The sequence below is a fragment of the uncultured Maricaulis sp. genome, assembly GCF_963976135.1.
In the GTDB taxonomy this organism is placed as follows: Bacteria; Pseudomonadota; Alphaproteobacteria; order Caulobacterales; family Maricaulaceae; genus Maricaulis.
In genome coordinates this window covers 1-19,199 of the sequence record NZ_CAXBKN010000011.1, presented here as the reverse complement: position 1 = coordinate 19,199, position 19,199 = coordinate 1, and the positions used below count along the sequence as shown (strand labels likewise).

The 19,199-nt window shown below is 64.0% G+C and carries 23 protein-coding genes; 14 read left to right on the top strand and 9 right to left on the bottom strand.

What is annotated here, in order from left to right; translation table 11 throughout:
- The first annotated feature begins 2 nt into the window (after positions 1-2).
- Positions 3-1,058: an isoaspartyl peptidase/L-asparaginase gene (locus AAC023_RS02760; RefSeq protein WP_339737887.1), complete on the top strand. Its 1,056-nt coding sequence runs from the start codon at positions 3-5 to the stop codon at positions 1,056-1,058.
- A 12-nt stretch (positions 1,059-1,070) separates the two neighbouring features.
- Here AAC023_RS02760 and AAC023_RS02755 read toward each other — a convergent pair whose 3' ends face one another.
- Positions 1,071-1,979 (bottom strand): LysR family transcriptional regulator, encoded by a 909-nt coding sequence (locus AAC023_RS02755; protein ID WP_339737885.1) that lies wholly within the window; start codon positions 1,977-1,979, stop codon positions 1,071-1,073.
- A gap of 91 nt (positions 1,980-2,070) precedes the next feature.
- Here AAC023_RS02755 and AAC023_RS02750 point away from each other — a divergent pair, with 91 nt between their 5' ends.
- From AAC023_RS02750 to AAC023_RS02735, 4 genes are all read left to right on the top strand, one after another.
- Entirely contained in the window at positions 2,071-2,532 is a 462-nt protein-coding gene (locus AAC023_RS02750) for a tetratricopeptide repeat protein (RefSeq protein ID WP_339737883.1), read from the top strand.
- Between the two features lie 217 nt (positions 2,533-2,749).
- Positions 2,750-3,385: a carbonic anhydrase gene (locus tag AAC023_RS02745; protein ID WP_339737881.1), complete on the top strand. Its 636-nt coding sequence runs from the start codon at positions 2,750-2,752 to the stop codon at positions 3,383-3,385.
- Positions 3,382-4,407 carry a hypothetical protein gene (locus AAC023_RS02740; protein ID WP_339737879.1) on the top strand — a complete coding sequence of 342 codons (1,026 nt, stop codon included), beginning with the start codon at positions 3,382-3,384 and terminating at the stop codon, positions 4,405-4,407. Before AAC023_RS02745 ends, AAC023_RS02740 begins: the two co-directional genes overlap by 4 nt.
- Positions 4,408-4,473: 66 nt before the next feature.
- The gene (locus tag AAC023_RS02735) at positions 4,474-5,481 is read left to right on the top strand and encodes a fumarylacetoacetate hydrolase family protein (protein WP_339737877.1); all 1,008 of its coding nucleotides are present in this window, start codon (positions 4,474-4,476) and stop codon (positions 5,479-5,481) included.
- An 80-nt stretch (positions 5,482-5,561) separates the two neighbouring features.
- On the opposite strand, the gene AAC023_RS02730 is transcribed toward AAC023_RS02735, so the two are convergent.
- Both AAC023_RS02730 and hspQ read right to left on the bottom strand, forming a co-directional pair.
- Positions 5,562-6,626: an acyltransferase gene (locus tag AAC023_RS02730; RefSeq protein ID WP_339737875.1), complete on the bottom strand. Its 1,065-nt coding sequence runs from the start codon at positions 6,624-6,626 to the stop codon at positions 5,562-5,564.
- 131 nt (positions 6,627-6,757) lie between these two features.
- The gene (gene hspQ / locus AAC023_RS02725; protein WP_339737873.1) at positions 6,758-7,093 is read right to left on the bottom strand and encodes a heat shock protein HspQ; all 336 of its coding nucleotides are present in this window, start codon (positions 7,091-7,093) and stop codon (positions 6,758-6,760) included.
- Positions 7,094-7,421: 328 nt separating this feature from the next.
- On the opposite strand from hspQ, the gene AAC023_RS02720 reads away from it, so the two are divergent.
- Entirely contained in the window at positions 7,422-8,399 is a 978-nt protein-coding gene (locus AAC023_RS02720) for a Ppx/GppA phosphatase family protein (protein WP_339737871.1), read from the top strand.
- Entirely contained in the window at positions 8,396-9,160 is a 765-nt protein-coding gene (locus AAC023_RS02715; protein WP_339737869.1) for an RlmE family RNA methyltransferase, read from the top strand. Before AAC023_RS02720 ends, AAC023_RS02715 begins: the two co-directional genes overlap by 4 nt.
- A gap of 112 nt (positions 9,161-9,272) precedes the next feature.
- Here the strand turns inward: AAC023_RS02715 and soxR are convergent, their stop codons facing one another.
- Entirely contained in the window at positions 9,273-9,728 is a 456-nt protein-coding gene (soxR, locus tag AAC023_RS02710; protein ID WP_339737867.1) for a redox-sensitive transcriptional activator SoxR, read from the bottom strand.
- A 147-nt stretch (positions 9,729-9,875) separates the two neighbouring features.
- Between soxR and AAC023_RS02705 the strand changes: the two genes are divergently transcribed.
- On the top strand, positions 9,876-10,262 hold the full coding sequence (locus AAC023_RS02705; RefSeq protein ID WP_339737865.1) for a VOC family protein: 387 nt from the start codon (positions 9,876-9,878) through the stop codon (positions 10,260-10,262).
- Positions 10,263-10,494: 232 nt separating this feature from the next.
- Here AAC023_RS02705 and AAC023_RS02700 read toward each other — a convergent pair whose 3' ends face one another.
- From AAC023_RS02700 to AAC023_RS02680, 5 genes are all read right to left on the bottom strand, one after another.
- Complete coding sequence (locus tag AAC023_RS02700) at positions 10,495-10,878, bottom strand: DUF1304 domain-containing protein (RefSeq protein ID WP_339737863.1); 384 nt, start codon at positions 10,876-10,878, stop codon at positions 10,495-10,497.
- Positions 10,879-10,941: 63 nt separating this feature from the next.
- The gene (locus tag AAC023_RS02695) at positions 10,942-11,808 is read right to left on the bottom strand and encodes a metal-dependent hydrolase (protein ID WP_339737861.1); all 867 of its coding nucleotides are present in this window, start codon (positions 11,806-11,808) and stop codon (positions 10,942-10,944) included.
- Between the two features lie 176 nt (positions 11,809-11,984).
- Complete coding sequence (locus tag AAC023_RS02690) at positions 11,985-12,350, bottom strand: 5-formyltetrahydrofolate cyclo-ligase (RefSeq protein WP_339737859.1); 366 nt, start codon at positions 12,348-12,350, stop codon at positions 11,985-11,987.
- A gap of 235 nt (positions 12,351-12,585) precedes the next feature.
- Positions 12,586-13,065 carry a hemerythrin domain-containing protein gene (locus AAC023_RS02685; protein ID WP_339737857.1) on the bottom strand — a complete coding sequence of 160 codons (480 nt, stop codon included), beginning with the start codon at positions 13,063-13,065 and terminating at the stop codon, positions 12,586-12,588.
- Positions 13,062-13,571: a group III truncated hemoglobin gene (locus AAC023_RS02680; protein ID WP_339737855.1), complete on the bottom strand. Its 510-nt coding sequence runs from the start codon at positions 13,569-13,571 to the stop codon at positions 13,062-13,064. The genes AAC023_RS02685 and AAC023_RS02680 overlap by 4 nt, the downstream gene beginning before the upstream one ends.
- A gap of 52 nt (positions 13,572-13,623) precedes the next feature.
- Between AAC023_RS02680 and AAC023_RS02675 the strand changes: the two genes are divergently transcribed.
- The 6 genes from AAC023_RS02675 (at position 13,624) to AAC023_RS02650 (ending at position 18,930) form a co-directional block, all read left to right on the top strand.
- A complete protein-coding gene (locus AAC023_RS02675) occupies positions 13,624-14,055 on the top strand; it encodes an Rrf2 family transcriptional regulator (RefSeq protein WP_339737853.1) in 432 nt (143 codons plus the stop codon).
- Positions 14,056-14,071: 16 nt separating this feature from the next.
- Positions 14,072-14,302, top strand: coding sequence for a hexameric tyrosine-coordinated heme protein (locus AAC023_RS02670; RefSeq protein ID WP_339737851.1), 231 nt, complete (start codon positions 14,072-14,074; stop codon positions 14,300-14,302).
- Positions 14,303-14,477: 175 nt separating this feature from the next.
- Positions 14,478-16,781 carry an adenosylcobalamin-dependent ribonucleoside-diphosphate reductase gene (locus AAC023_RS02665; protein WP_339737849.1) on the top strand — a complete coding sequence of 768 codons (2,304 nt, stop codon included), beginning with the start codon at positions 14,478-14,480 and terminating at the stop codon, positions 16,779-16,781.
- A 21-nt stretch (positions 16,782-16,802) separates the two neighbouring features.
- Positions 16,803-17,081 (top strand): DUF6522 family protein, encoded by a 279-nt coding sequence (locus tag AAC023_RS02660; RefSeq protein ID WP_339737847.1) that lies wholly within the window; start codon positions 16,803-16,805, stop codon positions 17,079-17,081.
- Positions 17,082-17,355: 274 nt separating this feature from the next.
- Positions 17,356-17,895, top strand: a complete 540-nt coding sequence (locus AAC023_RS02655; RefSeq protein ID WP_339737845.1) for a hypothetical protein — start codon at positions 17,356-17,358, stop codon at positions 17,893-17,895.
- A 6-nt stretch (positions 17,896-17,901) separates the two neighbouring features.
- Positions 17,902-18,930 carry a YHYH protein gene (locus AAC023_RS02650; protein WP_339737843.1) on the top strand — a complete coding sequence of 343 codons (1,029 nt, stop codon included), beginning with the start codon at positions 17,902-17,904 and terminating at the stop codon, positions 18,928-18,930.
- The last annotated feature ends 269 nt before the right edge of the window (positions 18,931-19,199 follow it).

The window sequence follows — 19,199 nt, the reverse complement described above, 5'->3', positions numbered from 1 at the left end:
ACATGCGTCATTTCCTGATTGCGGCCCTGGCCGCTGCCCTCGCGGCACCCGCCGCGCTGGCCCTCGAAGCGCCGCGCTGGGCGCTGGTCGTGCATGGCGGCGCTGGCGTGATCGAGCGCGGTGCAATGACACCGCAAACCGATGCCGCCTATCGCGCGGCGATGGCGCGGGCGCTGGCCACCGGGCAGGGCGTGCTCGAGGCCGGCGGTACGGCGATCGATGCCGTGGAGGCGATCATCCGCGAATTCGAGGACGATGCGATGTTCAATGCCGGACGCGGAGCGGTTTTTACCGCGGCAGGCCGCAATGAGCTGGATTCCTCGATCATGGATGGCCGTGACCTCAATGCCGGCGCGGTCGCCGGCGTGACCTCGGTGCGTCACCCGATCTCGCTGGCGCGCGCCGTGATGGAGCATTCGCCGCACGTGATGTTGCAGGGGGAGGGCGCGGAGACCTTTGCCGGCGAGCAGGGGCTGGAGCTTGTTGCCCCGGCCCATTTCTTTACCGAGCGGCGCTGGGCTTCGCTGGAGCGGGAATTGGGGCGGCTTGGACTGCCCATCCCGGCGCGTCCCGAGGGGGCACCGGCCCCGGAGCCGGTCGACGAAGGCGCCTTGCTGCGCGATGGCCGTGAGCACCGCTTTGGAACGGTCGGCGTCGTCGCGCTTGATTCCGATGGTCATATCGCGGCCGGAACCTCGACCGGGGGTACAACCGCCAAGCGTTGGGGCCGGGTTGGCGATAGTCCGATCCTCGGTGCCGGCACCTATGCCAATGATCAGTCCTGCGGTGTTTCGGCGACCGGAACAGGCGAGTATTTCATCCGTCTGACCGTGGCCAGCCGGATCTGCGCCCTGGTGGAATTCGAGGGAATGGCCCTGCAGGCGGCCGCCGATCAGGTAATCCAGGACGAGCTGACCGCGATGGGCGGCGATGGCGGGATCGTGGCCCTGACACCGGGCGGCGAGATTGCCTGGAGCTTCAATACGCCGGGCATGTACCGCGCGCGCCTGAGCGCTGGCGGCGACGCGCTGGTGGCAATTTATGGCGATGAGGAATAGGACCCGCCGCCGTCACAGCACCGAAGCCGCGCCGCGGCTGAAATAGGCATTGTCGGCGGTCATCTGTTCGATGATGTGATCAAAGGCGGCGCGGATCCGCGCGCTCTTGCGCACGGTTTCATGCGCCACCACCCAGAGATCGAGCGATGAGTTGAAATCCGGCAGGACGCGCTCAACCCCGCGATGCTGACGCGCCAGCCGGTGCGAGGTTACGCCGATCCCGAACCCGGCCTCAATGCCGCGGACATGGGTGGCCGGACTGCCGGCGCGAAAGGCAACATGATTGGGCACGACCGGTGCGCCCTCATCGGTGGTCGGCCAACCGAAATAATCGCCCATCGACCAGCCAACACACGTGTGGTCGGCGAGGTCCTCGACACGGGTCGGGCAGCCTTTCCGTTCCAGATAGGCCTTTGAGGCATAGAGACCGGCACCGACTGTCGCGCCGCGGCGGCCGACCAGGCTCTGCTGGCTGCCCGGTCCATTCCAGCGCAGCGCAATATCGGCCTCGCGGTCCGCGAGATTGGCCGGGTGATTCTTGATCGATATCTCGATACCGATCCCGGGGTTCTTGTGGTGAAAGCTGGCGAGGGCGCGCGGCAACCAGTCGGCACCAATGCCTTCAGAGGCAGAAATGATGACCAGCCCCGACAGGCTCTGGTCCTGGGCGATGACGGCGCGCTCAATGGCCGAGGCCTCTTCGCGCATGCGCGCTGCATGGGCGATGATTTTCTGCCCAAGGGGCGTCAATCGCGATTGCCCGTTCTCGCGTTCAAACACCGGTTCGCCAAGCCGTTGTTCCAGCGCCTGCAGGCGCCGGGTCACGGTTGGCTGGCTGACGCCGAGCTGCTGCGCCGCGGCGGTGAGGCTGCCTGCTTCGGAAATCGCGAGGCAGACGAGATAGTCGGACCAATCTTCCATTCAAATACGTATATCGATGATCCTGAATTCGTCAATTCCATTCGAAGAACTTAGTTTGCAAACTGAACAGTGTTCATAAATGGAGTTTCCAATGTTTCGTTCAATCCTTCTCGCGACCGTGATGCTCGCCGGCGTAACGGCTGGTGCCCAGGCCCAGGCCTGCGATGCCGAGCCACAATTCGCGGCCCACAGAACTGCGAATGGTTCCGTGCGGGCCCAGTATAATGCCCTCAGCCGCAGCGACTGGCGTGAGGCGATCCATTTCGGCAATGACCTGGCGGAGTCCCGCGGTTCACCGCGTCATCGCGGCGCCGCTCTGAGCAATCTCTGCTATGCCTATGCGGCCAATGGCGATCTGGCTGAGGCCGCCGAGGCCTGCAATGCGGCCGTCGAGCTTGCGCCGGACGCCTGGCGTGCGGTCAATAATCGCGGTGCGGCCCGATGGCTGGCCGGCGATCATGCCGCTGCGAGCCTCGATTTCACGGCTGCCGCAGCCCTGGCCGGCAATGAAGATGAAGTCCGGGCGAATCTTGCGCTCGCACAATGTAACTAGGCCTGAACGCCCCTCTACGGGCCACGGGCCACATCACCGCCTGAAAACGGGCCGGAGCCACCGCTCCGGCCCGTTTTTGTGCTGACACAGCTGTCTTCTAAAAACTCGGTTTTGCCAGTAAAACATCGGTTCGCGCCGTCTGCAGTGCTGTGCCAGGCCTGTGAACAATCGCCGCCAGCCCCGTCGCATGCGGGGCGCAGAGCCGAAATGAGGACTGATGACCCAAGGCCCTCCACCCAAACTCGCCGCAGGCTATCGCCGCTTCCGGGCCCAGAGCTATCCGCAGGAACGCGCGCTCTACCAGGCGCTGAGCGCGGGCCAGAAACCCCACACGCTCGTGATCGCCTGCTCCGACAGCCGCGTCGATCCGGTGCATATTTTCGGTGCCCATCCGGGCGATCTTTTCGTTGTGCGCAATGTCGCCAATCTCGTGCCGCAAATCGATCTCGATGGTGGGCGCCACGGCGTCTCCGCGGCGCTTGAATTCGCAGTCGGGCGCCTGGCGGTCGAGCATATCGTGGTGATGGGCCATGGTCAGTGTGGCGGAATCGAGGCCTGCGCCATCGGGCTCGAAAAGCTGGAGAGCCAGTTTCTCGGCCCCTGGCTGGAGCCGCTCGAACCGGCTCGCGCCGAGGTGATCGCCAAGGTTGGCGATGCAAATCTGGCAATGGTGTGTGACCATATGGAATTGCTGGCGGTGGAGCATTCGGTCCGGCGACTGCACCAATTCCCCTTTGTCACGGAGGCGATCAAGAATCGCGGCATGCAATTGCACGGTGCCCGCTTCTCGATCGCTTCGGGCATTCTGGAATGGATGAGTGATGATGGTGTATTCCTGCCGGTGGCGCCGTGAGCAAACCACCGCAGATCGCCGCCGATCCGCTCTGGTTTCCCGATGCGCACGACGCCAATAGCCATGCATTGCGCTTGAGCCGGATCAGCCGCAAGGCGCTGGTCGAGGAAGCCTTTCTCGATGATCGCTGGGACCGGTCGGGAGCCGCGCAGGCGGCACACCCCGTCAGCGATTTCGCCAGCCTCGTGGCACCGAAACGGGCGCCGCGCTTCATCTGGCACACGGCGTTTTGCGGCTCGACCCTGCTGGCGCGCTGCCTCGACAAGCCTGGCAGCAATCTCAGCCTGAGAGAGCCGGCCGTGCTGATGAGCCTGGCCAATATGAAACGCACCCAGGGTGCCGAGGCGCTGCAGCGCGAGCTTGGACCGGTGCTGGCGCTCCTGGCACGCCCCTTCGTGCGGCGCGAACATGTCACGATCAAGCCGACCAATACCGTCAATAATCTGATCGGTGATGTCGCTGCCCTCCTGCCGGATGCGCGGCATTTGCTGCTCTATTCCGAGCTGCGTGCCTTCCTCCTCTCGATCGCCAAGAAGGGAGAACCGGGGCGGGCTTTTGCGCGGCAATTATTCACGATTTTCGCGATGGATGGCCATCCGATCGCCCGGACACAGCCGCGCGAATTGCTCAAGCTTACCGACCTTCAGATCGCAGCCCTGGTCTGGCACATGCAGGTGGCCAGCTTTCTCGAAGCGGCCCGCACACATGGCCCCGAACATGTCGCCTCACTCGATGGCGACCGTTTTCTGCACGCGCCCGAACCGGCCCTGATTGCGGTTGATGATTTCCTTGGCCTTGGCCTGGGCGGCGAGCACGCACGCCAGATGGCGTCGGGCCCGATCTTCGCGCGGGACTCCAAGGATCAGGCGCAGGCCTATAGTGCCGAGCGCCGGGCTGCGGAAGCTGAGCAGGCAGCGGCGGCGCTCGGGCCGGCGCTCGATGCGGTCATCCAATGGAGTTATGGCCTGTTTCCGGCCTCGCCACGCGCGGGAGGCATGCCGCATCCAGTGCTGGCGAACTGACGCGGCTTGGGCCACACTGGCCGCAGGCAAGCCTTTGGGAATTCACAAGAAGGGAAGTCAACGCACATGAAACTCGCCTCGCTCAAAAACGGCCATCGCGATGGAAAGCTTGTTGTTGTATCGAAGGATCTGGCCTGGTGCACCGATGCCAGCCTGATCGCGCCGACCCTGCAGGCGGCGCTCGATGACTGGGAACGCTGCGAGCCGGAACTGCGCTCGCTGGCCGAGCAGCTTGAGCGCGAGACGGTGCCGTCGGAACGCTTTCACGAGCGCGACGCCCTGTCGCCGCTGCCGCGCGCCTATCAGTGGGCCGATGGCTCGGCCTATGTCAATCACGTCGAATTGGTGCGCAAGGCCCGCAATGCGGAAATGCCGGCCACCTTCTGGACCGATCCGCTGATGTATCAGGGTGGATCTGACGCCTTCCTGGCGCCGCGCGCGGATATCCCGCTCGGCGACGAGGCCTGGGGTTGTGACATGGAAGGCGAGATCGCCGTCATCACCGGCGATGCCCCGGCGGGTTGCTCGCCCGACGAAGCCGCCAAGGCGATCCGTCTGGTGATGCTGGTCAATGATGTGTCCCTGCGCGGTCTGATCCCGGGCGAGCTGGCCAAGGGGTTCGGCTTCTTCCAGTCCAAACCGCCATCGGCCTTCTCACCCGTTGCGGTCACGCCCGACGAGCTCGGCACGGCCTGGGATGGCAAGAAGCTGAAGGGCGAATTGCTGGTAAAATACAATGGCGAACTGTTCGGCAAGGCCGAGTGCAGCACCGACATGACCTTTGATTTCGGCCAGCTGATCGCTCATCTGGCCAAGACGCGCCCGCTGACCGCCGGCACGATTGTCGGTTCAGGCACCGTGTCCAACAAGCTTGATGGCGGCCCCGGCAAGCCGGTCAGTGAAGGCGGGGTCGGTTATTCCTGCATCGCGGAAATCCGCATGATCGAGACCATCAAGACCGGCAAACCCTCTACACCCTTCATGAAATATGGCGATACGGTCCGCATTTCGATGAAGGATGCCGACGGACATCTCATCTTCGGCGCGATTGAACAGACAGTCGTCAAGGCCTGAGCCCTGACGCAGCCGGTATCAATGAGAAAGGCCAGGACCGTTACCGGTCCCGGCCTTTTTCATGTCGTTTGCCGGCGCTGTCAGATCGCGCTGGCCGGACGCGGGATGGCGGCGGCACGCGGGCTTGCCTTGCGGCGTGACTTCAGTCCCAGCGCCAGCAGGGGCGCGACGCCACCCACACGAAGTGTCACGATCTGGAACACAATCGGTGCGCCAAGGCCGGCAATCATGCCGAGCGCCAGGCCCAGCGAGGCGTCGGGCATGCCGATGAAATTATAGACCATCTGCAGGCCGAGCGCGCCGAACATGTGGTAGAGATAGATCGAGAAGGAATACTGGCCGACCCAGGCCAGCGGCGCGATCGTGAAGCGGTGCATGATCAGCGCACCGGAGAAGCACAGGCCGAGGCCCAGCGCGACGAAGTCGCGGCGCAGCAGTTCATGGCCCGGATCTGACAGTACGATATAGGCGTGCACCGCGAACATCGTGACCAGGCCGCCGACCAGCACGGTCGAGACGAGTTGGCGCGAAAGCCCCTCGACCTTGGCCATTTCCATCCGGTTGATCACCAGGCCGAGCGCGAAGAAGGGCGCCAGATAGGGCGTCTGGAAGAAGGAGAAGAGTTTGATCTCGCCGCCGAACGGGGTGAGGAAAAGCAGGGATGTGACCACCAGGAAGCCGATCGCGACCTGCAGTGGTGCGCGCGGCCAGATCCAGTCCAGCGCGGCGATGACGAGGAAGATCGTCAGGATGGAGTGCAGGAACCAGAAATGTGCATAGGGTTCCAGATAGACCTGCCAGAACTCGCCCAGCGGCACGGCGAAAGCGCCGCCGAGCACGGTATTGACCACCGCGAAGGCCGTGGCGGCGAACAGATAGGGCAGGACCAGGCGGCGCGCCTTGCCGGTGAGGAATTTGCCGCCTTCACCGCGGTGGATCGGACGATAGGCATAGACAAAGCCTGACAGCATCGCGAACAGCGGCATGCGCAGATGGAAGAACAGGGCCGAGAACATGGCGAAGGGGTGATCCCAGTCGAGACGCAGGCCGTGCTCGGGCGCTTCACCAATGACGTGGAAGGCCACCAGCAGGACGCAGGCCAGGCCGCGCAGCGTATCGATCCCCATATTCCGCTTGTCAGTCATCGGCCGTGCTCCTCGTTCCGGTCCCGGATGTGCCAATCCGGGCATAGACCCCGATGACAGCAAGTCACGGGCCAGACGGGGCGTGCGAGGGCAGCAGGCCCGAACCCGGTGAAAACAGGGTTTATGCCTGGTTAATTGGAGACTTGCGGCAGGTCGCGCAGAATGTAGCGGGTGCCGTCGAAGGCCTCGAAAGCCTCGTCGATCTGCGGGTGGCTGATCGGGCCGTTTTCGGCGTCCGGCAGCAGGTTCTGCTCCGAGACATAGGCGCCGTAATAGCTGTCCTCATTCTCGGCCAGCAAGTGATAGAAGGGCTGGTCGCGATCGGGCCGGACTTCGGCCGGGATCGACTCATACCATTCCTCGGTATTGGAAAATTCGGCGTCGACATCAACGACCACGCCGCGAAACGGGTAGAGGCGGTGGCGGACGATATCGCCGAGCCCGAATTTTGCTTCTCGCATTTCCATCACAACACTCTGAACCTTGCCGGTTAATTTCCTGTAGGCCAATCGCAGTCGGTGCGGCGGGGGCCCAGCCCCCGGTCGGGGCCCGCTTGCGTTACGCCGCCTTGCGGCCTTGTGGAAGACGCGTATGCTGATCATGAAGAAAAAATTGGGCCAGATCGTGTTGCACCAGCCTTTGCCGGCGCACCGTACTGGCGAGAGGACTGACATGGCGGAGCCTTCGCCCCCGGACGATCCGGGGACTGGATCCGCCGCACGCAAGCGGAGCGGACGGCGTCGGCCGACCATTCCAGTGTACGGCGCGATCGATCTGGGTACGAATAATTGCCGCATGCTGCTCGCACAACGCACGAGCGGCGGGTTTCAGGTCATTGATGCGTTTTCACGCGTCGTTCGTCTCGGCGAGGGGCTGAATGCGCATGGCGTGCTCTCCGAGGGTGCCATGGACCGGGCCGTTGATGCCTTGCGGGTCTGTGCCGACAAACTCGGCCGTCACGCCCAGATCCGCCACCGGGCGATTGCCACCCAGGCCTGCCGCGAGGCCAGCAATGGCGTTGAATTCCTCGAACGGGTGAAGGCGGAGACCGGTATCGCCTTCGACCTCATCACCCCCGAGGAGGAAGCGCGCCTGGCCTTGCATGGCTGTCTCGACCTGCTCGATGAGGAGAAGGATGCGGCGCTGGTGATTGATATTGGCGGCGGTTCAACCGAATTGTCCTGGGTCGATCTGGCCGCCTGGCGCGAGCGCGGCGGGCTGCAGAGCGGCGGCCGTCCGCCGATGCGCTCCTGGACCTCGACACCGGTTGGCGTCGTTACGCTGGCAGAGCGTTTCCCCGAGCGCGAGGATCGCGAAGCCTGGTATAATGATATGAAATCCTATGCGCGCCAGCTGATGAAGACGCCGCGCGGCGCGCGTTCCATGCGCTCGCTTTTCTCGGAAGGCCGGGCGCATCTGGTCGGCACATCCGGTACGGTGACCTCGATCGCCGGCGTGCATTTGCGCCTGCCGCGCTATGAGCGCGCCAAGGTCGATGGGTTGTGGATGAGTTGCGCCGAGGCCGAGGCCGCCTGCACCCGGTTGCGCCTGCTCGATCTGGCGGGCCGTTCGAAGGAGCCGACGATCGGCCATGACCGGGCCGAGCTGGTCCTGGCGGGCTGCGCGATCTATGAAGCCGTCGCCGAGCTGTGGCCGGCGGAAAACCTGCGCGTCGGTGATCGCGGCCTGCGCGAGGGCTTGTTGCTCAATCTGATGCGCCGTAACAAATCACGCCGCCGCAGGAAGAAATCGCCGGGAGAGACCAGCACATGAGTGGACCTTCGGACGAAGACGACAACAAGCCCGCCGGTGATACACCGCCGGTTGACGACAATAAACGCCGCCGCCGGGTCGGCGGGCCGGTCACCAAGGGCGGTGACAGCCGCGCCTCGAAACAGATGTTCGAGCGCGTCAAGACCGCGCGCGGCCGCAAGACCTCGTCGAAGAACTGGCTACAGCGCCAGCTCAATGACCCCTATGTCAAGAAGGCCCAGATGGAGGGCTATCGCTCCCGCGCCGCCTACAAGCTGATCGAGCTCGATGAGCGCTTCCACTTCATCAAGCCGGGCATGCGCATTGTCGATCTCGGCTCGGCGCCGGGCGGCTGGCTGCAGGTCTGCGTCAAGAAGGGCGTCAGCGAGGTGATCGGCATCGATCTCCTCCCCATCGACCCGATCGATGGCGCGACGATTTTCGAGAAGGATTTCACCGAGGACGACGCGCCCGACATGGTCAAGGCGGCGATGGGCGGTCCCGCCGATGGCGTCATCTCCGATCTGGCACCCTGGACCACCGGCCACAAGAATACCGACCATGTCCGCATTGTCGGCCTGGTTGAACTGGCGACGCTGTTTGCATTTGAGACGCTCAAGCCGGGCGGTTTCTTCATCGCCAAGGTCTTCCAGGGCGGCGCCGAGGGCGAACTGCTCGAACAGCTCAAGCAAAAATTCGCCAAGGTCCGCCATTTCAAACCGGCCTCAAGCCGCTCAGAAAGCGCCGAGACATTTTTGATCGCGATGGGGTTTAAAGGCTGAAATTCACGAGCGCGGAGCCAGCAGTTTTCTTCAATAAATCAAATGGCTTGTCATCCCGGCCGGGATGACAAAATTTGATGTTGAGGGGAGAGATCGCCGCCGCTTTCAAAGCTCAAATCTTCGGCGCATCCCCCAGCAAATATCGCGGCCCCGCGCCAAGCCGGGCGGCGCGATCATCCGGATTGTAGAGGGCGCATTTTTCCAGTGAGAGACAGCCGCAACCGATACAGCCATCGAGCCGGTCGCGCAGGGCGGTGAGGCGCATGATGCGTTCCTCCAGGGCGTCGCGGAAGCTGGCACTGATCTTCGCCCAGTCGGCCGCATTGGGCGTGCGGCCCTCGGGCAGGGTGGCGAGGCGCTCGCCGATCTCCTGGATCGAGAAGCCCAATTGCTGCGCGATCAGCACGAAGGAGAGGCGGCGCACATCGGAGCGGACAAAGCGCCGCTGGCCGCCGGCATTGCGTCCGGCGCGGATCAGTCCCCTGGCTTCATAGAACCGCACCGCCGAAACGGAGACGCCGACCCGGGCGGCGAGTTTGCCGATCGGAATCAGATCTGTTGCACGCATGGTTTTCGCCCCCGGGTCTCGCTGCAAACAATAGCTTGACCTCAACTTAGGTTGAGCAATTAGGCTTGGCAAATCGACCGGCCCATCGCTCGAATCCATTGCTTGAATCGGGGGCCGGCATTTGCACGCGTCAGAAGAGGAAACCCCATGACGACAGGCCTGCTGGAACACGTCAATTTCACCGTCGCCAACCCGCCCGAAACCGCCGCCATGCTGTGCGACCTGTTCGGCTGGCACATCCGCTGGAGCGGCCCCTCGGCCAATGGCGGCCACACCGTCCATGTCGGCACGGATGACCAGTATCTCGCGCTCTACGGCGCCAGAACGCCCGAGCCGGCCGACGCACGCAGCGCCGCCCGCCAGGCCAATCTCAACCATGTCGCCATCGTCGTTGATGATCTCGACGCCACCGAGGCCCGCGTCCTCGCCGCCGGCTATCAAAGCGAAAACCATGGCAATTACGAGCCGGGCCGGCGGTTTTATTTCTACGACGGCAACGGCATCGAGTTTGAGGTGGTGAGCTATGCGGCTTGAGGGGTGAGAGGGGGGGCTCTGCCCGGCATTGGCCGGCTTCCGTCAGGCACAACCCTCAACACCAACACACTATTTTCCCCGGAGGAGCGTAGCGAATTCCGGGGCCTGCCGGAGGATTGGAGCCTGGCTGGATTCCTCTCCGGCAGACCCCGGAACAGGTCCGGGGGAAGTTGGTTGTTGTTTGTATTAAAATCGCCGGACTTTGCGGGCCGTTGGCCATCCCGGCTCCCGGCTACGCCCCGCGAAAACTGAGTCGCCGCGGCTTCCAGCCAAAGCTCAGCAGCAGCGCCACCGCCGCCGGGGCCGCCTGGACGTAAAGGATCGCCGGGCTCGCCGTCATCGCCCCGAACACGCCCGCCGCGATGACGCAGAGCAGGAAGAAGCGCAGGAATTCGCGATTGCCGCGCAGCACGCTCCAGACCAGTCCGGCGGCGAGGAAACCGTTATACAGGCCCTGATTGGCGGCGAGCGTGGCGGTCTGTGCGGCCTGTTCGGCGGTGAGGCCGAAGACCTGCATCCCGGCTTCTTCCTGCCAGAGGAACATCTCCAGCACCAGAAAGCCGGCATGTTCGATGGCGACGATCAATGCCGCGACAATGGCCAGTATCCGCATCATGGCGCTCCCCGTGCTGCCTGCCGGGAAAGCACAGCACGCACGGTGCGGGCGGGCAAGCGCTAATCAGGCGGTCCCGGCCTCGGCACCTTCCGGGGAAAACCTGTCCTGCCAGGCGGCAATCGTGGCGCGATTATCATGGTCCCAGGGATGAAAGCCCGGCCTGTACCAGGCCCAATAGGTGCGCCAGCCCTTGCGGAACAGGCCCGGTTTGAACAGCAGATACCACAAGACCCGCGCCCGCGCTGTCCAGGGGCTGACGCCGTCGGCGATCAGGAGTTTCGAGGCATAGCGGCTGATATTCGAGGTGAAGAGCAGGGTCACCAGCGCCATCACCCGGGTGCGTAGAAAATAGCGCTGACGCGGCGTCCAGTCTTGCGTGACCTGCTGGAAGACGTCAAAGGCGACGGCCTTGTGCTCGCTCTCCTCCAGCGCATGCCATTGCCACAGGCGCAATATGTCCTCATGCGTGCCCTCGAACACGCTGCCATCCTCCAGCGTCACATCGGCCATCATCGCGGTGAAATGCTCCAGCGCGATGGTCACCGAAAGCATGGCGATCGGCCCGCGCTCGCGGGTGATGCGGATCCGGTCGCGGATCTCTGCCTCGATCGCATCGATCGGATAGTGATCCCGGTCGAGCCCGCCATTGAGGGCGACATGCTCACGCGAATGGATCGCCTCCTGCTTGATGAAGGCTCGGGCATCCTCCAGCAGCTTGCCCGAGAGCTCGCCCCGGTAGTGGCGCACCGCATCCATGAACAGGCGCTCGCCATCAGGGAAGGTCAAAGACATCGCATTGAACACCGCCGTCGCCACCGGATCGCCGCCCAGCCAGGCCTTGTTATGGGCGGCTTGGGTCGCGAAATGGATATCGCGCGGGGTGATGGTGAGATCATCGGGGGTGGTCTTGGCGGCGTGCGGGGTGGTCATCGGGGCATCCTGAAAGTGAAGCGCCATAGTGAACGCTGTTCACTTCGCGCGCTACTGAAAAGTGGACCGGTGAAACCCGGCGCCCAATGGTAGCGCGCCGCGGGTTCGAGGCGCAGTGGCAAAGTATGCCCGGCTTGGCGTCCGGATTGATGATGGCTCGTCACCTGCCCAGCCCGTCAGGCGCTGGACTGCAGCGGTGCGATCCCGCTCTCGGTCACGATGGCCTGCATGGCGATATCATTGGGCTGGGCAAAAATGGTCGCGATCTGGGCGGCGTCGAGGCCGATGCCGATCGCTGGCGGGCGCGGTGTCAGGGCCGCCAGTGTGCGGTCGAAATAGCCACCGCCATAGCCCAGGCGGTAACCGCCGCTATCCCAGCCGACCAGTGGCGACAGGATCAGGTCGGGCAGCAGGGCATGGCCGGATGCCGGGACGGGAATATTCCAGAAACCCCGCTCCATCACGGTTTCCGGCGTCCATTCGCGAAATACAAGCGGCGTGATCGCGACCGCGCCGATATTGATCCGGCAGCGCGCGGACAATCCTCAGCGTTCACAGCAGGCCATAGGCAAACCGGTTGACCGCGATGAGCGCGAGGGCGCCGTCGAGAATCAGGCGCTGCAGCCGCACGAGGCGGTTTGGACGGGCCGGCTGGCAAAGCGCAATCCTGGCCCGATCCCGATTTGCGTCCGCAAAATCACCATTACAATTTGCGATGCGGCGCAATGCGCGATCGACACGGCAAATGGCCCCGCGGCGGCCATGCCCATCGCAGTGTCAGGCCGTCGCCGGTTCGAATTGCGGAAACAAGACCTCGTTTTCAAGCTGAAGATGGGCGTCGAAATCATCGAGAAAACGCGCCAGGCCTTCATACAGCCCGGTCCAGGTGCGGCAGGCGCCTTCGGGCAGGGTCAGATTATCGGTCAGGGCGCGAATTTGCGCGATCATTGCCTCATGGTCCTTGTGGTCGGCGCGCATGACGGCGATCGGGTTTTCAAGCCCGCTGGCGCCGCCGCGGCGTATGGCCGGGAAGAGAATCAACTCCTCCTTCTTCATATGGACCTCCAGCTCGCCAATCATGGTCTGCAATATGGCCGCCAGTCCCAGCGGGGCCTTGGGTGCATCGGCATGGACGCGCTCGACCCGAAGCGCCATGGCGGTCAGATCAGGCAGGTCTTCGCGGTGCCTGGCATGGTAGCGCGCTTCGATGAAGCTGGTCAGGGCGGCGGGGTCGTCGGGGGGCAGGTCTTCGGTCATGACAGTCTCTCCGGTTCAGACGGGGTTGGCGGCGCGGCTCGGCCATCGCGGTCCCGCGCCGTTTCGATATTCATGTGGATGGATGTGGCGATGCGTTCGGCCCGCTCGATCACCCAGTCGGCCCCGGCCGGCGGGCAGACCTCGCCTGCGGTGAGGCGGAAAAGCTCAAGCCAGCGCACGAAATGTTCCGCCGCCACGGGCAAGGGCAGATGCTTGGGCATGGGGGCACCATGATAGCGGCCGGTCATCAGCGCGACCGATGACCAGAATTCCACCATGCGTTCGAGATGCGGGCCCCAGTCATCAATACGTTCGGCAAAGACCGGGCCCAGCAGCGCGTCGGCGCGCACGCGGTCATAGAAGCCGTGAACGAGGCGTTCCAGCATCGCCTCATCGAGACCCGTCCGGGCCATCAGATCGGCCGTCATTTGCGGACGGGCGCTGGAAACGGGCGGCGAGACAGGGGCGGGCATGGCGGCGGATTCCGTATCGAGGACTTGCATCATCGATAGACCTTGCTAATAGGTATTGTAAATACCAATTGTGAGTCGTAACCCGATGCGCCTGACCTCCTTTACCGATTTTGGCCTGCGGGCGCTGATGCGCATGGCGTCGGAGCCGGACCGCGCCTTCTCCACGGCCGAGCTTGCCGGCGAGTTTGACCTCTCGCGCCATCACCTGACCAAGATCATGGCCGCCCTGGCGCAGGCCGGGATTGTTGTCACCCGGCGCGGCGGCGGTGGCGGCGCCAGGCTCGGCCGGGCCGCCGACAAGATCAGCCTGGGCGATATTGTCCGCGTGCTGGAGAGCGACCAGGCGCTGGTCAATTGCTTCGCGGCCGATGGCGGTAGCTGTTCGATCAGCCCGCAATGCCGTCTCAAGGCCCGCCTGGGCAGCGCCGAGACGGCGTTTCTGGCCGAGCTGGACCGCTCCACGCTCGCCGAAGTGGCCTTGCCGCCGCTGGCGCACGCATCAATCCCCGCCCTTTGAACAGGAGATTCCCCCGATGGATAACTGGCTTCCCACCCTGCAGACCGCGACCCCGAGTGAGGGCTATGAGCTGGCGCTCAAACTGGCCCGGATGACCGTCAAGAAAACCCAGGCCGACGCGGCGACCCGTGACCGTCTGCGGCCGGATTATGCCGAGAATGCCGATTCCCTGATTGCCGTGAGTGCCGTCGTCGCCACCCATTTTGCGACCATTTCTGCCGCCAATGGACATTGGGCCAGGCCGTGAGCGGGCGAGCGTGACCGGCCGGCGGCCGGTGCACGGGGTGCGGCATGATGGGCGCTGGTGGAATCGCCGGCCGGCGCGTTCACTCTTCACCCGACGAATCGTCTCACAGCCCTGTCCGGCGCCCGGATCTGCGGGCGCATGAAGTTTTGACATCCAACATCTGACCGAGAACGCCATGATCGCCCTGCAGAAAATTTCGACCGATATCTGGGACATGAAATACCGCTTCAAGAGCGGTGAGAGCGGCGTTGTCGACGAGACGATCGCGGACACCTGGGACCGGATCGCCCATGCTCTGTCACGCTGTGAGGGCAAGAAGGCGGCCCACTGGAAGCGCGAATTCCGCAAGGCGCTGGAGGATTTCCGTTTCCTGCCCGCCGGCCGCATCGTTTCGGGCGCCGGCACCGGCCGCAATGTGACCCTGTTCAACTGTTTCGTGATGGGCACCATCCCCGACAGCCTCGGCGGCATATTCGACATGCTCAAGGAAGCCGCGCTGACGATGCAGCAGGGCGGCGGGATCGGCTATGACTTCTCGACCATCCGCCCCAAGGGCAGCCGCGTCGCCGGTGTCGATGCCGATGCCAGCGGGCCGTTGAGCTTCATGGATGTGTGGGACGCGATGTGCCGGACCATCATGAGCGCCGGCTCACGCCGCGGCGCGATGATGGGCGTGATGCGCGATCATCACCCCGATGTGCTGGCCTTCGTGGAAGCCAAGCGCGACCAGGCGCGGCTGCGCAATTTCAATCTCTCCGTCCTGGTCAGTGATGCGCTGATCGAAGCGGTCGACGCCGACGCCGACTGGCCGCTGCATTTCGACGGCACGGTCTACAACACCATTCGCGCCTGCGATCTGTGGGATGCGATCATGCGCGCGACCTATGATTATGCCGAGCCGGGCGTGATCTTCATCGACCGGATCAACCAGACCAATAACCTGTCCTGGCTCGAGACGATTGCCGCGACCAATCCGTGCGGCGAACAACCCTTGCCGCCCTATGGCGCCTGCCTGCTCGGCTCGGTCAATCTCAGCCGTTTCGTCGCGGATGCCTTTACCGACGCGGCGCATCTCGACCTCGAGGCCCTGAAGTCCTGCGTCGCGACCGCGGTGCGGATGATGGACAATGTCGTCGATTCCAGCAATTTCCCGCTCGAGCAGCAACGCGAGGAAGCCTTCAACAAGCGCCGGCTCGGCCTCGGTGTGACCGGGCTGGGCGACGCGCTGATCATGTGCGGTATCCGTTATGGCTCGCAGCAAGCCGTCGATGCCGTCGATGCCTGGCTCGGCGCCATCGCCAATGAAGCCTATCGCACCAGCGCCTTGCTGGCCGCCGAGAAGGGCCCATTCCCGCTCTATGAGGCCGAGCACTATCTCAAGGCGCCGATGGTCCAGTCGCTCGATGCCGATGTTCAGGCCCTGATCGCCGAGCACGGCATCCGCAACAGCCATCTCACCTCGATCGCCCCGACCGGAACCATCTCGCTTTACGCCAATAATACCAGTGGCGGCGTCGAGCCGGTATTTGGCTATGTCTTCAACCGCAAGGTTTTGCAGACCGATGGCTCGCATGTCGAAGAGGAAATCCAGGATTTTGCCTATCTGACCTTCCGCAGCGTGTTCGGTGAGGACACTGCGCTGCCGGACTATTTCGTCGAGGCCGACGGGCTGAGCCCGCGCGAGCATGTCGTGATGCAGGCGGCGGCGCAGAAATGGGTCGACAGCTCGATCTCCAAGACGATCAACCTGCCGCAGGATATCGATTTCGAAGCCTTCAAGGATGTCTACCGGCTCGCCTATGATCTCGGCTGCAAGGGCTGCACGACCTACCGGCCCAATGAGGTGACCGGCTCGGTCCTGTCCAAGACGGCGGCCCCGGCCGCTGCCCCCGCGCCAACCGATGCGGGCAAGCCGGCCGGCTTCATCAACCGGCCCGAGGAATTGCCGGGCCAGACCTACAAGATCCGCTGGCCGCACAGCGAGCACGCCATCTATGTCACCATCAATGACATCATCGAGGACAGTGCCGGCGCCGATGGCGAGATTGTGCGCTCGCGCAAACCGTTCGAGATCTTCATCAATTCGAAGAATATGGACCATTACGCCTGGACCCTGGCTCTGACGCGGATGATCTCTGCCGTCTTCCGGCGCGGCGGCGATGTCCGCTTCGTTGCCGAGGAATTGGGCGCGGTGTTCGACCCGCAGGGCGGTGCCTTTGTCGGTGGCCGCTACGAGCCCAGCCTGCTGGCCATTATCGGCGGCGTCATTGAGCGCCATCTCGACTCACTGGATGGCGCAAGTGCGCCGGCGTTGAAGATCGTGCCCGACAGCGCACGCGCTGCCGCCGGCAAGGCGGAGGTCGAGGAAATCAGCATGCCGGACCGGGGCCTGCTCTGCCCGAAATGCCATCAACCCTCCATCGTGAAGATGGAAGGCTGCAACACCTGCACCAGTTGCGGCTATTCGAAATGTAGCTGAGCCGCGACAGGAGTAGGGGCCATGAGCCATGTGACCGTCAATGCCGGCGAATTCACCGTCGACGCCAATCTCATTGCCGCCGCCTTCGCGCTCGACCAGGCCGGCGTCCAGGCCAGGATGCGCGCCGGCGAGATCACCAGCCGTTGCGCCACCGGCATTGGCGAGGATGAGGGCCGTTTCCAACTCACCTTCCACTACCAGACCCGCGCCCTGCGACTGATCGTCGATGCCAGCGGAAGGGTCTTGTCGAAGGGCATGGAGGTGAGGGGCAACCGGCGGCGGGTGGGCGCGGAAGCCTGAGGCTGGTGACGGCCTGGCTGTCAGGGCGGCGGCCGGCCCCTCGCCGGGCCCGATAATCCGTTGGCAAAACGACAACCGGACCGATTCGCCGCTGCGCCAACGCCCCCATCCCAATCGACGGTTTTCCCCACCCGGTGCGTTTAACTTACAAACAGCCCTCAAGGATCCCGCCATGAAACGTCTTCTCGCCGCCTCGGCCCTGTAGCTGGCTTTCACGTCGCCGCTTCTCGCCGAGACCTATTCCGCGGATGTCTGGGCCGATAACTGGTTCGAGATGCGCATTGATGGTGTTCCGGTCGCCGTCGACAGCGTGCCGATCACCACCGAGCGCTCCTTCAATGCCGAGAGCTTTCGCTTCCTGGCCGAGCGGCCCTTTGTGATCGCGCTGGTGGCGATGGATTTCCGCCAGAATGACAGCGGTCTGGAATATATCGGTACCGGCCGGCAGCAGATGGGTGATGGCGGCGTGATCGTGCAGATCCGTGATGCGGCGGGCGAGCCGGTCGCCGTCAGCAATGCCGACTGGCAATGCCTGGTGATCCATACCGCGCCGCTGGACAAGTCCTGCGAGAGCGAGGCCAATCCGGTGGCAGGCGAGGGCGCCTGCGCCTTCGAGGCGATGGATGAACTGCAGGGCTGGGACCTGGCGGATTTCGACGCCAGCGACTGGCCGCAGGCGGTCGAATATTCCGAACAGGAGGTGAGGCCCAAGGAGGGCTATGACCGCATCGACTGGGACGCGTCAGCGCGCCTGATCTGGGGCCCTGATCTCGAGCAGAGCAATACGCTGCTCTGCCGCCTGACCGTCGAGTAGACCGCCATGAAAGGAACCCGCTTCGTGCCCCGCTTTTCCGCCCTGCCGCTTGTTGCCCTGATCATGACCGTCGCCACGGCGCCGGTCGCCTTCGCGCATGATGATCACCATGACCTTGCCGCTGACGCCTCGCCGCAGCAGCGCTGCGAAGCCATTGCCCGCTCCGTCGCCGAGGCCGGGTTTCACGATAGCGTCACCGTCACCTGCACCGACGGCCATGCGATCATCAGCTCCGACACCTATCCGGACCATGAATTGATGACGGGCATTGTCGGCACCAATGAACAGGTCCCGGTTCCGGCCTTCTATGCCGCCCCGGTCCTGCTGGAGCCGAGCTTGGGCACAACACCGCTGACCCGTGACGCGGCGCTCGGCGTCGCCGTCAATGGCGTGCCGATCTATGATTACACCGGTGGCGGCGAGATGAGCCAGGCCGATCTGGCGCACTACCAGGCGCATCATGACACGCTGCAGACCCAACAGCTTGATGTCTGCGGCGGCCATGCCGGGCGCGGCGATGATTATCACTACCACGTCAAGCCGACCTGCATGATCGCGCAGATGGCCAATGCCGGCGATGACGCCGTGCTCGGCTGGGCCTTCGACGGTTTCCCGATCTATGGCGACAACAACCCCGACGGCTCACCCATCCCCGACGGCGCGCTGGATGTCTGCAATGGCCAGCCCGACGCGGAATTCGGCTATCGCTACCACACCTCCGCGGACGCGCCCTATATCGTGCAATGCCTGATGGGCGTCGTCACCGATTTCGACCGCCTGCCGCGCGTCCCCCCGCTTACCGCCACCGATGGCCGCGGCGCCGCGCCGGGACGCCCACCCCAGGGCGGGGTCGAAAACCTCGTCTTCACCGAAAACCCCGATGGCAGCCGCAGCATGGATTACCGCTATCAGGGCCAGGATCACTATATCCGCTACACCCCGTCCGACACGCCCGGCTGCTACGATTTCACGACGCGGACGGTGACCAATGGCGGCGCGGTTCAGAGCGGGGAATATTGCCGGACTTTGCGTTGATGTGGCGGTGTGGCAGTTCCTTGTAACCACATGAAGTAAATTACATTTGTCATCCCGGACGGATGCCCCGCATAAGCGGGGCGCAGATCCGGGACCTACCCGCAAGACCAGCTGGAGCAGCGGGTGGGCCCCGGCTCGGGGCCTGCTCCTGAGTAAAGAGGGGCCCGGAACAAGTCCGGGCATCCGGCCGGGATGGCACGTGGTTTTGATCGCGATTGTGGCGTCGCCCGGTTCTCTCCCGCCCCGCGCGGGGCGGAGTGATCCCTGAA

Excerpts from the sequence above, each read along its gene's own strand:
- AAC023_RS02760 (WP_339737887.1), top strand. The coding sequence starts at position 3 with ATGCGTCATTTCCTGATTGCGGCCCTGGCCGCTGCCCTCGCGGCACCC.
- AAC023_RS02755 (WP_339737885.1), bottom strand. The coding sequence starts at position 1,979 with ATGGAAGATTGGTCCGACTATCTCGTCTGCCTCGCGATTTCCGAAGCA.
- AAC023_RS02750 (WP_339737883.1), top strand. The coding sequence starts at position 2,071 with ATGTTTCGTTCAATCCTTCTCGCGACCGTGATGCTCGCCGGCGTAACG.
- AAC023_RS02745 (WP_339737881.1), top strand. The coding sequence starts at position 2,750 with ATGACCCAAGGCCCTCCACCCAAACTCGCCGCAGGCTATCGCCGCTTC.
- AAC023_RS02735 (WP_339737877.1), top strand. The coding sequence starts at position 4,474 with ATGAAACTCGCCTCGCTCAAAAACGGCCATCGCGATGGAAAGCTTGTT.
- AAC023_RS02730 (WP_339737875.1), bottom strand. The coding sequence starts at position 6,626 with ATGACTGACAAGCGGAATATGGGGATCGATACGCTGCGCGGCCTGGCC.
- hspQ (WP_339737873.1), bottom strand. The coding sequence starts at position 7,093 with ATGGAAATGCGAGAAGCAAAATTCGGGCTCGGCGATATCGTCCGCCAC.
- AAC023_RS02720 (WP_339737871.1), top strand. The coding sequence starts at position 7,422 with ATGCTGCTCGCACAACGCACGAGCGGCGGGTTTCAGGTCATTGATGCG.
- AAC023_RS02715 (WP_339737869.1), top strand. The coding sequence starts at position 8,396 with ATGAGTGGACCTTCGGACGAAGACGACAACAAGCCCGCCGGTGATACA.
- soxR (WP_339737867.1), bottom strand. The coding sequence starts at position 9,728 with ATGCGTGCAACAGATCTGATTCCGATCGGCAAACTCGCCGCCCGGGTC.
- AAC023_RS02705 (WP_339737865.1), top strand. The coding sequence starts at position 9,876 with ATGACGACAGGCCTGCTGGAACACGTCAATTTCACCGTCGCCAACCCG.
- AAC023_RS02700 (WP_339737863.1), bottom strand. The coding sequence starts at position 10,878 with ATGATGCGGATACTGGCCATTGTCGCGGCATTGATCGTCGCCATCGAA.
- AAC023_RS02695 (WP_339737861.1), bottom strand. The coding sequence starts at position 11,808 with ATGACCACCCCGCACGCCGCCAAGACCACCCCCGATGATCTCACCATC.
- AAC023_RS02685 (WP_339737857.1), bottom strand. The coding sequence starts at position 13,065 with ATGACCGAAGACCTGCCCCCCGACGACCCCGCCGCCCTGACCAGCTTC.
- AAC023_RS02680 (WP_339737855.1), bottom strand. The coding sequence starts at position 13,571 with ATGATGCAAGTCCTCGATACGGAATCCGCCGCCATGCCCGCCCCTGTC.
- AAC023_RS02675 (WP_339737853.1), top strand. The coding sequence starts at position 13,624 with ATGCGCCTGACCTCCTTTACCGATTTTGGCCTGCGGGCGCTGATGCGC.
- AAC023_RS02670 (WP_339737851.1), top strand. The coding sequence starts at position 14,072 with ATGGATAACTGGCTTCCCACCCTGCAGACCGCGACCCCGAGTGAGGGC.
- AAC023_RS02665 (WP_339737849.1), top strand. The coding sequence starts at position 14,478 with ATGATCGCCCTGCAGAAAATTTCGACCGATATCTGGGACATGAAATAC.
- AAC023_RS02660 (WP_339737847.1), top strand. The coding sequence starts at position 16,803 with ATGAGCCATGTGACCGTCAATGCCGGCGAATTCACCGTCGACGCCAAT.
- AAC023_RS02655 (WP_339737845.1), top strand. The coding sequence starts at position 17,356 with ATGCGCATTGATGGTGTTCCGGTCGCCGTCGACAGCGTGCCGATCACC.
- AAC023_RS02650 (WP_339737843.1), top strand. The coding sequence starts at position 17,902 with ATGAAAGGAACCCGCTTCGTGCCCCGCTTTTCCGCCCTGCCGCTTGTT.